Origin of the sequence: Echinicola salinicaeni, assembly GCF_014280965.1 — a bacterium.
Lineage (GTDB): Bacteria > Bacteroidota > Bacteroidia > Cytophagales > Cyclobacteriaceae > Echinicola > Echinicola salinicaeni.
Genome location: NZ_JACODZ010000005.1, coordinates 459,536 through 473,885, shown reverse-complemented (window position 1 = coordinate 473,885; position 14,350 = coordinate 459,536). Strand labels below are relative to the sequence as shown.

13 protein-coding genes are annotated in these 14,350 nt (G+C 39.8%); 8 read left to right on the top strand and 5 right to left on the bottom strand.

The features are described 5' to 3' along the window. Positions 1–3: 3 nt before the first annotated feature. The 8 genes from H7U17_RS11925 to H7U17_RS11890 all read left to right on the top strand — a co-directional run bounded on the left by H7U17_RS11925 (position 4) and on the right by H7U17_RS11890 (position 6,765). Positions 4–753, top strand: a complete 750-nt coding sequence (locus H7U17_RS11925) for a succinate dehydrogenase/fumarate reductase iron-sulfur subunit (RefSeq protein WP_186756949.1) — start codon at positions 4–6, stop codon at positions 751–753. Between the two features lie 195 nt (positions 754–948). Then, positions 949–2,355 carry a sodium:solute symporter family protein gene (locus tag H7U17_RS11920; RefSeq protein WP_186756948.1) on the top strand — a complete coding sequence of 469 codons (1,407 nt, stop codon included), beginning with the start codon at positions 949–951 and terminating at the stop codon, positions 2,353–2,355. Between the two features lie 43 nt (positions 2,356–2,398). Beyond that, positions 2,399–2,836 (top strand): GNAT family N-acetyltransferase, encoded by a 438-nt coding sequence (locus tag H7U17_RS11915; protein ID WP_186756947.1) that lies wholly within the window; start codon positions 2,399–2,401, stop codon positions 2,834–2,836. Between the two features lies 1 nt (position 2,837). Then, positions 2,838–3,908 (top strand): alanine racemase, encoded by a 1,071-nt coding sequence (locus H7U17_RS11910; protein WP_186756946.1) that lies wholly within the window; start codon positions 2,838–2,840, stop codon positions 3,906–3,908. 116 nt (positions 3,909–4,024) lie between these two features. Further along, complete coding sequence (locus H7U17_RS11905) at positions 4,025–4,630, top strand: porin family protein (protein ID WP_186756945.1); 606 nt, start codon at positions 4,025–4,027, stop codon at positions 4,628–4,630. A 31-nt stretch (positions 4,631–4,661) separates the two neighbouring features. Then, positions 4,662–4,913 (top strand): hypothetical protein, encoded by a 252-nt coding sequence (locus tag H7U17_RS11900; RefSeq protein WP_186756944.1) that lies wholly within the window; start codon positions 4,662–4,664, stop codon positions 4,911–4,913. A gap of 134 nt (positions 4,914–5,047) precedes the next feature. Beyond that, positions 5,048–5,596: a porin family protein gene (locus H7U17_RS11895; RefSeq protein WP_186756943.1), complete on the top strand. Its 549-nt coding sequence runs from the start codon at positions 5,048–5,050 to the stop codon at positions 5,594–5,596. Between the two features lie 95 nt (positions 5,597–5,691). Then, complete coding sequence (locus H7U17_RS11890) at positions 5,692–6,765, top strand: Gfo/Idh/MocA family protein (protein ID WP_186756942.1); 1,074 nt, start codon at positions 5,692–5,694, stop codon at positions 6,763–6,765. A 141-nt stretch (positions 6,766–6,906) separates the two neighbouring features. Here the strand turns inward: H7U17_RS11890 and H7U17_RS11885 are convergent, their stop codons facing one another. From H7U17_RS11885 to H7U17_RS11865, 5 genes are all read right to left on the bottom strand, one after another. Further along, positions 6,907–7,791 (bottom strand): carbohydrate kinase family protein, encoded by an 885-nt coding sequence (locus H7U17_RS11885; protein ID WP_186756941.1) that lies wholly within the window; start codon positions 7,789–7,791, stop codon positions 6,907–6,909. Next, entirely contained in the window at positions 7,784–9,127 is a 1,344-nt protein-coding gene (locus tag H7U17_RS11880; protein WP_186756940.1) for a sugar porter family MFS transporter, read from the bottom strand. The genes H7U17_RS11885 and H7U17_RS11880 overlap by 8 nt, the downstream gene beginning before the upstream one ends. 81 nt (positions 9,128–9,208) lie before the next feature. Further along, positions 9,209–10,714 (bottom strand): glycoside hydrolase family 32 protein, encoded by a 1,506-nt coding sequence (locus H7U17_RS11875; RefSeq protein ID WP_186756939.1) that lies wholly within the window; start codon positions 10,712–10,714, stop codon positions 9,209–9,211. Positions 10,715–10,808: 94 nt separating this feature from the next. After that, the gene (locus H7U17_RS11870) at positions 10,809–12,458 is read right to left on the bottom strand and encodes a glycoside hydrolase family 32 protein (RefSeq protein WP_230981377.1); all 1,650 of its coding nucleotides are present in this window, start codon (positions 12,456–12,458) and stop codon (positions 10,809–10,811) included. Between the two features lie 141 nt (positions 12,459–12,599). After that, complete coding sequence (locus tag H7U17_RS11865; protein ID WP_186756938.1) at positions 12,600–14,342, bottom strand: RagB/SusD family nutrient uptake outer membrane protein; 1,743 nt, start codon at positions 14,340–14,342, stop codon at positions 12,600–12,602. Positions 14,343–14,350: the final 8 nt, after the last annotated feature.

The window sequence follows — 14,350 nt, the reverse complement described above, 5'->3', positions numbered from 1 at the left end:
ATTATGAACTTAACACTTAAAGTTTGGAGACAAAAAAACAGCTCGGACAAGGGCGGTTTTGTTAATTATAGTATTGCTGATATTTCTGAAGACATGTCTTTCTTGGAAATGTTGGACGTTTTGAATGAGGAGCTTTCTGAAAAAGGAGAGGACCCTGTTCACTTTGATCATGACTGTAGAGAGGGTATTTGCGGGATGTGTTCATTGCATATCAATGGTAAGCCCCATGGACCTCAGCAAACAACTACCTGTCAGCTGCATATGAGATCTTTTAAAGATGGTGATACCATTACCATTGAACCTTGGAGAGCAGCCGCTTTCCCTGTGGTTAAAGATTTGGTCGTGGATAGAGGTTCCTTTGACCGTATCATCCAAGCGGGTGGTTATGTATCTGTAAACACTGGAGGTGTTCCTGATGCCAATGAGATACCTATTCCAAAGAAAATTGCAGACGAGGCTTTTGATGCTGCGACTTGTATTGGTTGTGGGGCTTGTGTAGCTGCTTGTAAGAATGCTTCTGCTATGCTGTTTACTTCTGCTAAAATCTCCCAATTGGCTATGTTGCCTCAGGGTAAGGTAGAAAGAAAAGAGAGAGCTGAGAAGATGATTGCCCAAATGGATGAAGAAGGATTTGGTGCATGTACCAATACTGGGGCATGTTCAATTGAATGTCCAAAAGGTATCAGCTTGACCAATATAGCTAGAATGAACAGGGAATATTTCTCTGCCATTGTAAGCAGTGAGAATGTATAATTGAGATCATATATCATAAAGTGAAAGGCCGGTATTTCCGGCCTTTTTTATTGCTAGATTTTTTGACCATTATTGTAAAACCGGGTTTTTATAGATCATTTCCTAAATATGTGTTCCTCAAATTGGAAAAAACAGGGAAAACTATAACTTCAGTATTTTGTTAGTAAGAGGAGTAGACGAAAAGAACCGCTTTTAATGGAATGGATAGATATAGGTATTTTTATATTGTACATGATCATCATGCTTGGAGTAGGTCTTTACTTCATGCGAAACAATCAGGGACAGGAGGATTATTATGTAGGCGGTAGATCCATCGGTCACTGGCATATTGGACTTTCAGTGGTGGCTACTGATGTAGGCGGCGGTTTTAGTATTGGCTTGGGAGGTTTGGGATTTGCGATGGGGCTTTCTGGGAGCTGGATGTTATTTACTGGGTTGATTGGAGCTTGGCTGGCAGCAGTATTTTTAATTCCTAAGGTAAAGTCCAATCCTGCTTTTGCTAAATTTTATACATTTCCCCAGATTTTTCAGTACCTCTTTAATCGCTCTGTGGGCATTGCTGCTGGTATAATTTGTTTTGTGGGCTATTTGGGATTTACTTCTTCTCAGTTACTAGCTGGTGCAAAATTGGCTTCAGGAACTTTCAAGGGCTTGGATTTAAACCTTGCACTTTTGATTATGGGAATTATTGCAGTAGTCTATACCGTTATGGGCGGGTTGAAGGCAGTCATTTATACCGATACCATTCAATGGGTGATTTTATTGTTGGGCTTTAGTTTAATAGGTCTGCCTATTTCCTATCACCATGTTGGAGGTTGGGAAGCCATTCATGAGAGCCTGCCCAAGGAATTTTTCAGTCTTTCGAACTTGACCTGGCAGGATATGGCCAATTGGGGAATAACCATTTTGCCCATTTGGTTTGTAGGGATGACCCTTTATCAGCGGATTTTTGCGAGTAGGGATGTTGAATCTGCAAAACTGGCTTGGTATATCGCTGGTCTTTTTGAGTGGCCTATAATGGCGTTTATGGGCGTCTCTTTGGGGTTATTGGCGAGGGTAGCTTTTGAACAAGGCATGATCGCTGGTGCAATTGAAAGTTTGGACCCTGAGATGGGCTTGCCTATTCTATTAAGTACTGTTTTGCCAGCTGGAATCATGGGGCTGATGATGTCAGCTTATTTCTCCGCAGTGCTTTCCACAGCAGATTCCTGCCTAATGGCTGCATCAGGGAACCTGACCACAGACCTTTTTGGAAGATGGTTTGACCAACAGCCTGAAAAGAAATCCATGTATTTTAGCCAACTCTTTACCTTGGTGATTGGTACGCTTGCCCTGATAATAGCCATGCAAATGACCAATGTTCTGGAGCTTATGTTGTACTCATATGCCTTTATGGTTTCGGGACTTCTAGTGCCTATTTTAGCAGGTTTGTTTTGGAATAAAAGAAACCCAAAAGCGGCTTTGTCCTCTATGGTCATTGGAGGAGGGGTAACGGCTGGTTTGGCGCTGAGTGGAATAGGACTTCCCTTGGGCTTGGATGCCAATTTATTTGGTCTGGCAGCTTCTTTAGCAGTGTTTTTGCTTGTAGATAAGTTAGGCTGAATTAAATAATTAGTGAGTATATACAGAATAAATATCCAATAAGATGAAAATAGAGACACTTTCAACCATTGATAATGCCACCTTTTTACAAAAAACCGAAATTGCAGATTTTCTGTTTGAGCATTTGGAAGAATATGGAGATCCTCATGAAGACATCATGAAATGCTTGGACTATGCTTTGGACATGGCTGGAGATAAAGGAGGTTTTGTTGTTATGGGGCGCGAAAAAGGAAAAATTGTTGGAGCGGTAGTGGTGAATAAAACAGGAATGTCTGGATATATTCCAGAAAATATTTTAGTTTATATAGCTGTTAATGCCAACCAAAGAGGTAAAGGAGTGGGTAAAAAATTAATGAATACCGCTATTAATATGTCCAGCGGTGATATTGCACTACATGTAGAACCGGATAATCCAGCAAGAAAACTCTATGAAAAACTGGGTTTTACCAATAAATACCTCGAAATGAGGTTGAAAAAATAAAATGGCATTTCTAAATCTTTACAAGGATAACCTGAAAAGGAATTACGAATTTCTACGTCAGAAATTTAAGGAAAATAATGTGGCTTGGGGAGCAGTTTCCAAATTACTATGTGGAAATGAGATTTATATCCAAGAGCTTATAGACTTAGGCATAGATGAAATTCATGATTCCAGGATCAGTAATCTGGCTAAGGTGAAGGAAATCAATGAAAACATAAAAACTGTTTATATTAAACCTCCTTCTAAGCGTAACCTGGCCGATGTAGTTACCTATGCAGATGTCAGTTTAAACAGTGAATTAAATACCATAAAGTGGATAAGTGAGGAGGCCGTCAAGCAGCAAAAGAAACACCAAATCATAATCATGGTGGAGACTGGAGACTTGCGTGAAGGGGTAATGGGAGAAGATTTGGTGGAGTTTTATGCAAAGATTTTTAGGTTACCCAATCTGGAGGTGATTGGTTTGGGAACCAATTTGAATTGCCTAAATGGCGTCATGCCTTCTACGGATAAACTCATCCAATTATCACTTTATAAGCAGATCATAGAATTGAAGTTCAATAAAGAAATCCCATGGGTATCTGCAGGGACATCCGTCACTATTCCTTTAATGTTGAATCACCAATTGCCCAAAGGCGTCAATCATTTTAGAGTGGGAGAGACCCTTTATTTTGGGGCCAATCTTTTTGATGATTCCACTATTGAAGGTATGAATGATGGTGTGTTTGAATTATGTGCAGAGATCATTGAATTGCAGGAGAAACCACTTTTGCCTACTGGGACTTTAGCGGCCAATCCCCAAGGGGAGGTTACTGAGATTGATGAGTCCTTATATGGCCAATCATCCTTTAGGGGTATTTTGGATTTAGGACTGTTGGATGTCGACCCTAAGTATTTGATTTATGACAAGGAGGAATTTGAAGTACTTGGAGGAAGTTCAGATATGTTGATTCTTGATTTGGGAAAAAATCCTAAAAATTACCAAGTTGGGGACCTTATTCGCTTTAAGCTCAAATATATGGGGGCATTGGCGGTACTCAATTCTTATTATATCGAGAAAAGAGTTAAGTAGTTATTTTAAAGGCGCTTTGTGGTGATATTATGTGGAGCTAATAATTAAGTCTTGATTTTTTAGTCTTTTTGGCATGGAATTCGTGTAGGTATGGTCGAACCAACTATATAAACAACATGAAAAAGGTGATTTTTGCTTTTATCGCAGTAACATTATTTGTTTGGGATGCCAATGCACAAAGGAGGACACCGGCAAGTGCTCAGTTAAGTAATTTTGGTATCCGTGGAGGGGCAAGTTTCTTTAATTGGGGCGGAGATGATGGCTCTAATAATGATTATACCAATAGGGCCGGTTTTCATGCAGGTATTTATGGGAATATGTTCGTAACGGATAATTTTGCCATTGAACCTGGAGCTTATTATTCTCAAAAAGGAACTGCAGCAGATAATTTTGCTGATTCAAGGACTGTTCTTAGTTATGTGGATGTTCCCATATTATTGAGATTTTATGCCAGTGATGGCTTTAACATTTTTGCAGGGCTTCAAGGGTCTATCTTAGTAGATTCAAAGTTTGAAGGAGATGCTTTTGGATCAACTTTTGAGTGGGAGAGAGATGATATCAATGACTTAGATGCCGGTTTGGTTTTTGGTCTTGGTTATAATCTACCAGTTGGATTAAATGTACAAGGAAGCTATGATTTGGGACTTACACCAGTTTTCAAAAACTCCGATGCTGAGGTTTATAATAGGGGCTTCAAAGTTTCCTTGGGATATAGTTTCTAACAGAAATAGCTAGCCTTAAATAATATAATAAATGGATAGCATCGCGGGTAACCTCGGTGCTATTTTTAGTTTTATCGAGTTATTCGATCTGAACCCGGAATATGCATTAGTTTATCTGTTACGGCCTGAAAATGCTTTAAAATCAGTCGCTATGCTACTATTTTCGACTCTACCTGGCGGAAGACAGGTTCACCAAATCGGTGCTATGCCCCAGTCTCCAAACAGCCTGGTTTTCTTTCATTTTCTTGCCTCACTGGGATCACTAATGAATAACCTGAGTTAAACCGCTGCGTTCTAATACTTTTGAATATAAATTTTTCGTTTGCCTATTGATCAATATTCTTTATAAGAATTAGCTAAAATATTGTTATAACAATGAATTTGTCTTTTTAGCGTAAAAATTAAACCAACTAAATCATGAAAACACGGTTAATCATTATTCTACTTTTCTTGCTGGTAGGATACCAGGAGGTGAAGGCTCAAACGGGGATTAGGCTTGGATGGAACTATCCTGAAATGCATGATATCAGTTCCGATAGGAATTCAGGATTTCATGCCGGATTTTATAAAAAGATTAAATTATTGGGATTATTAGGTGTTGAGCCTGGCATACAATATTCCCAAAAAGGTGGTGAGATTGATGATATGGGGACAAAAGGCGTGGAAAGATTGCATTATATCGATGTGCCAGTTTTGGTCCGTTTGGGTTTTTTGCCATTGATCAATGTTTTTGCAGGGCCACAAGCATCCTTTCTTGTCGCAAGAAAATATGAGGGTGTGACAGATATATCTTCAATAAATGAACTGTCAAAGGTTGATTTTGGAGGGGTGGTAGGAGTAGGGGTAAATCTTCCTTTAGGTTTTAATGTGCAAGGAAGCTATGATTTTGCTTTCTCTGATTTGAATTATAATGATATGGATACTAAAAATAGGCTGTTTAAGCTGTCTATAGGAAAGACATTTTAGTTTTAAACCGAATTTAATTGAACCTGTTCTTTATTTTGAGCAGGTTTTTTTACATTTTTTGTAACTTATATCCTCACCATCAGATTCTTAAATAGATGCATCGTCGACAATTTATCCAAAAAACAAGTTTAGCAACAGCAGCTATGTCATTTCCGAATATTTCAATAGGCAAAGCAAAAGACAAGTTGGGAGTGGCGCTAGTAGGCTTGGGGGGCTATAGCACTGGACAGCTTGCGCCAGCACTTGAAATGACAGCGCATTGCTATTTGGCAGGAATAGTCACGGGAACTCCATCAAAAGCTGTCACTTGGCAAGAAAAGTATAAAATACCAGATAAGAACATCTATAATTATGAGAACTTTGAATCGATAGCTGACAATGCAGCTATCGATGTGGTTTATGTGGTATTACCCAATAGTATGCATACGGAATTTGCTATAAAAGCTGCGAAGGCGGGAAAGCATGTCTGGTGCGAAAAGCCCATGGCCAAAACAGTTAAAGAATGTCAGGCAATTATTGATGCATGTAATAAAAATAATGTCAAGTTAAGTATTGGCTACCGTATGCAGCATGAGCCTAATACCCAGCAGTTAAGAGCGTTTGTTAAAAATCAAAAGTATGGGGATATAAGAATGATGGAGGCTGTAGCAGGATTTAATATGAGGAGTACTGGGATATGGAGATTGGACAAGGAAATGGGAGGAGGAGCGATGTATGATATGGGTGTTTATCCAATCAACGCAGTGAGGTATTTGAGTGGTCTGGAACCCATTTCAGTTATGGCTTATGAAAGCAAGCGCCGACCTGAAATGTTTTCTGAAGTGGATGAGACGATGAACTATATTTTAGAATTCCCGGAGGGGTTAATGGCTAATTGTGCGACCAGTTTTGGAATGAATATGGGCAGGCTAACGGTAACCTGTGGCCGAGGTAATTTTAGGTTGGAGCCCTTTCAGTCATATAGGGGAATTAAGGGCTATACCAGTGATGGGATACAATTTTCAGATCAGGTCAAAAGCCAACAAGCAGTGCAGATGGACGATGACGCCTTGGCAATAATTAATAATCAACAAGTGATGGTTCCTGGTGAAGAGGGACTAAAGGATATAAAAGTCGTGGAGGCTGCCTTTCAATCAGCTAAGGAAGGCCGAAGGATAAAAATAGGATAGTTTGAAAAAGTTTGCCCTGGCGGGCAACTATGGAAATGAACTGATTTGTTTGAATTGTATATTATTGATAAAGGGCTTGTTTTTAATTGAAAAACAAGCCCTTTGAATTTTTTGAAGCCGAATAGATTGGTTTTTGATTGCCTATTGGGCTTTTTGTATGGAAGCAATATCTTCCAGTTCATATTGCGGAGTCCCACCCTTATTGGTGGCAACCAAAGCTCCAAGGGCACAAGCAAAATCTAATATCTCTTTGGGTGAATCACCTGAAAGAGACTTATAGATAAAACCGCTCAAAAAAGCATCACCAGAACCAACTGTATCTTCCACTTTAACTTTATAACCTGGATGAGAATAATTTTTTTCACCATCAAAAATGATGGCTCCGGCACTTCCCTTGGTTACGCATACCATTTTTAGTTCAAAGATTTCAGTTAGTTTTTCTATGGCTTTTCCCCAGTCTTTATCCAGCTTAAAGAAGTCAATGAGCAAGTTTAACTCATCATCATTGATTTTAACAATATCGGCTTTCTCCAATAATTTTTTAAGTAGAGAAGCTTCGTAATAGGGAGCTCTCAGGTTAATATCAAGGATTTTTAAAACAGGTGTTTCCAAAAGTTTAAAGAGCGTGTTGCGACTATCTTCACTTCGTGCAGCTAAACTGCCAAAGATAAAGGCATCGGCTTTATCCACCGTTTGCTGCATATCTTTTGACCATTGGATAAAATCCCAAGCCACAGGTTCCACAATTTCATATTTGATATTTTCCTTATCAGTATCATCTACCAATACACGACTGGTGTCATAATTTTCATCCACTTGAACCAGATCAGTATTTAAGGATTTTGATTCAACAAAGCCAATAAGTTCTTTGCCCCAATTATCATTGCCAATGCGTGAGATAAAAGAAGTTTCCAGACCTAGATATTGGGTGTGCAGGGCTACATTCATTGGAGCCCCGCCAGGAATGCTTTTATCGGAAAAGCAATCCCAAAGCATTTCACCGAAGATTACAATTTTTTTATGCATTGCTTGTTATCATGTCTTGTTGAATTTCTTCTAAAGATCGTCCTTTTGTTTCTGGCATTTTGGTTAATACCCAAATCAGTTGTAAGCCCATCATCAAAGCAAAGAAGCCGAAAATGCTTACAGCACCAAAGGTGTTAGCAAAGAAAGGGAAGATATTGGCTATGATGGCTGCTAAGATCCAATGGGTAAAGCAGCCTATAGACTGACCATATGCTCTTGTTTCATTGGGAAATACTTCTGCAATAAACACCCAGATGACACTACCTTGGCCCACAGCATGGGAGGCGATGAATATAAAAACAAATATAGGCAAATAGGATGGAGGGATGGCTCCTCCCGAGAAGGAATAGGCAATCAAAATCAAGGAGATGATATAGCCTATAGAGCCTATAAGCATCAGCTTTTTTCTGCCAATTCTATCGATAAGATAAAGTCCTAGCATAGTGGCCACCATATTGACTGCTCCGATACCAATAGTGGATAACAGGGCACTTTCTGCATCTATTCCAGCCATTTCAAATACCCTAGGAGCAAAATAGATGATGGCATTGATGCCTGAAAGTTGGTTGAACATTGCGATCATGATTGCCAGCATGGTCGTTTTGATGTGGCCATGTTTAAAAAGGGCAGAAAAGCCTACTTTTATCTTTTCTCGGTTCCTTTCTTCTATGGCTAGTCTAATGGCCTCATCGACACCCTCTGGGTCAGTTTTGGTCAGTATTTCAGTGGCTTCTTGCACATTGTTTTGATGGGCAATAAGCCATCTTGGACTTTTGGGAACCCGTATGGTCAGAATGGTGTAAATCAGTGCAGGAATTGCTTCCATACCCATCATCCATCTCCAGCTTTCATTGAGATTGGCTGTTTCTATCAAGTAATTGGAGAAATAAGCCATCAAGATACCGAACACAATATTGAATTGGAAGAGTGCTACCAGCACTCCTCTGTTTTTTGCAGGGGCGATCTCACTGATATACATGGGAGCAACTACAGAAGAGGCGCCTACCCCTAAGCCGCCAATAAATCTAAGAATCATAAAAGTGATGACATCAGGCGCCAGCGCTGAGCCAAGGGCAGAGACAAAGTAGAGTAAGCCAATCCATAATAAGGATTTTTTACGTCCATATTTGTCAGCAGGAATACCTCCGAAAAGAGCCCCGATTACTGTACCATAAAGGGCAATGGCCACTGCCATACCGTGGGTCCAATCACTGAGTTGCCATTTTTCCTGAATGAACCTTTCGGCTCCAGATATTACTGCTGTATCAAAGCCAAATAAAAAACCTCCCAATGCGGCTACTATTGAGAGAAAAATCACATACTTCTTACTATTCATTTTAGGTTTGTTTTGGGCTGCATGCTAAAACTAGCGACAAGATCGCTGAATTGAAACATTTTTATTGCCTTATTTTTTTTCTTACCATGTACTATTCAAATAATGGATTTCACCATTGTTTTCTATTCCTTCCAAATCCAGTTTTAATAGAGGAGCATTAGGGAATATTATCTCTGTTAATACCAATTCACCTTCATTGAAAAAGATTTCCAATGAGGATTTGTCGGAATAAATGTCGATATCATAGATTTCTAGGCCATTTAATGGAGCTTCATGTATGGCTTGGAATTCTTTATTGAATTTGACCTTGCCCGATTTACTTCTATCAAAAACTATTTTGTCTTCTTCAACACTGAGGATAACCTCTTCTCCCAATTCATTGCTAAGCTTGATTGATGCCAAACTTTCTTCCTTTTTTTTCAAATCCAGATGAAAAAGTTCATCCCTCAATAAATGGCTTTTTGCTTCAATTTTCTCTGAATTATCGTACAGCGTTTTGATTTCTTGTACAGGTCTGGAGGCCAATAGGTTCTTCCCGTCAAAATGATAAAGTTCCAGTTTTCTAGGTAAGGTCATGGCAGATCTCCATACTGTAGTGGGGACAATATTGGCATATTGCCAGTTACTCATCCAACCTAAAAACAACCTTCTTCCATCAGCTTTAGGTATGTCAGACCATGTGACACCTGCGTAATTATCGGCTCCGTAATCTATCCATTTGACTTCTTTTCCATCTGCATTAAAGCTGTTTCCATCAAAATTACCTGTAAAATATTGTGTGGCTGAACCTCCATTTGGTCCTCCTGGGTTAATACTGACCAATAAGACCCATTTTTCATGCCCCTCCTGATCTATTAAAGGAAATAAATCTGGACATTCCCATACACCGCCATAGGATGCCCATGAGGGATTGAAGTCACTTTCATGTTTCCAGTCTATGAGGTTAGGGGAGGAGTAAAAGCTTATTTTATCCTTTACCGCCAAAGTCATGATCCATTTCCCCGTACCGTCCCCATGATCATACCAGCTGACTTTAGGATCCCTGAAGTCTGGTATTCCTGGATTTTCAAGAACAGGATTGTTTTCATATTTAGTCCAGGTTCTTCCTTTATCATTGCTATAGGCTATTCCTTGCGTTTGGCTCTTTTCGGGATGATGATAAGTGAAAATGGCTACCATTGGGTTTACCCCCCCTTTTCCTAATCCGCTGGTATTGCCCTTATCAATAACCGCACTTCCAGAAAAGATAGTGCCTAAGCTATCAGGATAAAGAGCAATGGGGAGGTGTTTCCAATGGAGCATATCAGTGGAAACAGCATGGCCCCAGTGCATTGGGCCCCAAACATTACTGTCTGGATTATGCTGGTAGAAAAGGTGGTATTCCCCGTCCAAATAGACCATTCCATTCGGGTCATTCATCCAGTTTTCTGCAGGAGTGAAATGATATTGAGGCCGGTAAACCTCGTCAAAAACAGGTCCGGAATCAGGTATTTCTATTTCAGCTTTCTGCTCTTTTTTGTTTTCAGAACAAGCAGAAAACGCGAATGTGATGAGCAGATAAGCGATGGGTTTGAATGAATTTTTCATGGTATTTAGTCATTTTGGATTTCTTCTAAACTTATGTTGTGCAAAAGCACTACCGTATAATTTTAGGAATAGGGTCTAGGAAGTATATATAGGTTTATTTCCATATTGAATTAGCATTATAAACCTCTAAATTTTTTATTTCAATATTATTTCCCCAGAAATAGAAGCCTTCTTTATTGTTGGTTTCGGGAGTTTTTGGCATAACCAAAGTAAGGGCTCCACCATCAATAAATACCTCTATACTGGTTCTGTCGATATAGATATCTGCAGAAATTTCCATACTTGTCGGATCATTAGGTGAATAAAAGACTCCGTTGAGTTTGTTGAAGTTGAGATCATAATCTAGCATGCCTTGACCATTAAGTTTTAGACCGGCACCGGTTGCATGAGAAAGCTTGATGGTGGTTTTGATTCTTAATTCCTCATGTTTAGAAAATTGTTTTAAAGCTTCATTTGCTTTTTCAGCCGTAAGTGTCTCCCATTGCTTTATAGGAGAAAACAACTGCTCTGTTTCTTTTACAGGAAGATTGAAGAGTCTCGGGCCGTCTTTTGTGTTCCTGAGACTGAGTTCTGTAGGCAGCATCATCATGCCTTTGAAAGGCATTTCTGGATGAGTAATTCTTCCCCATCCCATTTGTACGCGTCTACCATTCTGCATATTGGTGAAGGTTTGAGCCGCATATATAGGTCCGGAGGTGTATAGGTACTTTCCTGCTATCGGAGTAAATACTTTACCATCAAAATCTCCAAGCATATAGGTTCCAGAAGCTCCATACATTACCCATAAAGTATTACTGGGATCACCGTCTACCGGTAGTTCAAATAATTCAGGGCACTCCCAAAATCCAGTGGTATGGCTTTGGTATTCCCAGTTCTTTAGGTCTTCAGAGTTATAGATGGAATGACCATCCCGTTCATTCAGTACCATTACCCAATGATCTCCTGGCTCGTACCAAAATACTTTAGGATCACGTGTGTCTTTGCTGTTCCATACTTTTTTTGAATCTATTATTGGATTTCCTTCATACTTGGTGAAGGTTCTCCCGTTATCTAGGCTATAAGCTATGCATTGTACCTGTTTTTCTTTACTGTCTGCTGTGTAGGCAGCGATTAATGCGGGCGTGTTTCCTTTATTAAACCCAGCTGAATTTTTATAGTCAATTACTGCAGAGCCGGAAAACATGGTCCCATGTTTATCAGGAAAAAGGGCAAGTGGAAGTTCATTCCAATGAATGAGATCCGTGCTAACAGCATGTCCCCAGTGCATGTTCTCCCATTCTCTTTCAAAAGGGTTGTGCTGATAAAAAAGGTGGTATTCCCCATCATGGTATAGTAGCCCATTAGGGTCATTGATCCAGCCCCTTTGTGTTGTGAAGTGGAATTGTGGCCTGTTTTTTTCCGTGTATAAGCTTGCATTACCCTCTATTTTGTCTGCTTGATAGATTTTGGAAAGTCCGGCTTCATCTCCATCATAACTGATTTTTAGGGTTTGGCCCTTTAGGTTTGAAACGTCCTTAAAGACCCAGTAGTCGGGTGCATTGGATGAAAGCCGGATGACCACTGTCAGGTCTTCATGACCGGCAGCTTGGAAGGTCATTTTATGTCTGTCTTCCTTATGGCTAATAGGGAAGTTGAGGTACTTTTTGGTAATCTTAAGCTCGATTTCGCCCGCAAATGTGGAAATACTTGTAAGGAGCAAAATGATAGTGCTAAATAATAGGCTTTTTAAAAGTGATAACATCATGGGTTAATCGATTTAGTTGACCTCTTAAAGGTTTTAAATAATTATGTATAAAAAAACACAATTCCTCTATAATTCTTTTGGGATGGGCGCTTGCTTGTTTAAAAGGGCAGACCGAATTACCGGTCCGCCCAAACAACAGGTTTAATAGCCGGGGTTTTGCTTATAAAGCCCACCCGTAAAGTCAATTTCTCTTTGTGGAATTGGATAGTATTCATCCCTGCCAGCAGTAAATTCAGCACTTGACAAGAAATCCCGTTTGGTTTTTTCTTCATCTAAATAGGCATTCAGTACTTGGGCTGCTTCTCCCCATCTCACCAGGTCAAAGAATCGATCACCTTCCATGGCAAACTCTAATCTTCTTTCAAATTTTAATGCTTTCCAAGCATATTCTTTACTTGGGAAAGAAGTATAAAGTCCGACATTATAGATGTCCTCTGCTCCGGCATTAAGTGGCCTCGCGGTACTGGCAGCCGCTCTGGCTCTTACTTCGTTGATTAGTGGAAGGGCTTCATTCCATCGGTCCAATTGGATTAATGCTTCAGCTTTCCATAGCAATACATCTGCATAACGGATAAAATCTATGTTTTTGGAAGTTCCGATGAATGGGCCTTCTTTTTTGTAGCAAGAACAATCGGGCGCTTGCTGCTCTTTCATGTTTCCAAAATAGCCATATACTCCGGGATCTCTGGCCCAACTGAAATTATATACCATATCACCGCTTGAGTTCACTGTATTTCTATATTTAAACGGTCTGCCAGGAATGCCTACAGTGTGGTCTAGTCTGGGATCAACAGTAAGACCTGTAGCAGGTGGAGTAGTGCCATCAGGCAACAAATTATTGAAAATGTCCTCACTATTGAATTCGTCCAATAAAGGAAGGCCATTAGCATCAGTTTTAAAGGCGTTGACCATATTTTGGCTAGCAAGATGGAATCCACAGCAACCATAAAGTCCTGTGCCATGAGGGGAGTTAAGTCCGGTTACAAAACTTAATCTACCAACCGTAGTACCATCATTGATGGAAAACTGCACTGCCCAAATTGATTCAGGACCATTATCAAAACCATCTAAGAAATTATTGCCAAAATCATCTTCCAAATTGCCCGTTACCTCATCAGCATATTGAATTACCTCCTGAAGTCTTGACTGGTTGATATTGGTTACTTCATGTTGGTCATTTTGTTCATAGGCTTGATATAACCTCACCTTGGCCATATATGCAGCAGCTGCATTTCTATCAGCTCTACCAACTTCATCTTGGGATTGGGGTAGGTTTTCATAAGCAAATAGAAAATCATCCGCAATTTTGTTCCAAAGCTCATCATTGGGGATGTCATTGGTCACCTGAGCGATTTCTTCCTGACTCAGCTCTTCGGTGATATACGGGATTTTCTTGAATAGTATTTTTAGCATAAAGTGGGAATGAGCTCTCAAAAATCTCAATTCAGCTTGCCTGATTGTTTTATTGGCATAATCAGCGTCAGGAATTTCATTGATCACTTGAAGGGCAAAATTAGCCCTAGAGATAGCTTTATAGTAATTGGTCCAAGTCCTTGGAGCCATAAAGTCTCCTTGGTCAGGAATAGTCAAATTATATTGCTCATACCGATCAATTTCGCCAACATCAGAACGCCCACCACCTCCTTTGTAGGCATCATCTGAGCGAACGCTTCCAAAGACCCACATATGGGTAAGTGGACCAATCATTTCATCGTTGCCGATCCCGGCATAGGCAGCTATTACCAAGCCTTCTGCATTTTCTGGAGTAGCCACATTATCACTTGAGAGTACACCCTCAGGTTCATATTCAAGGAAGTCCTCAGAACAAGAAACCAAAGAAAGCCCTAGAATAATAGCTGTAATATAATATTTGTAATTTTTCATGATTTCCA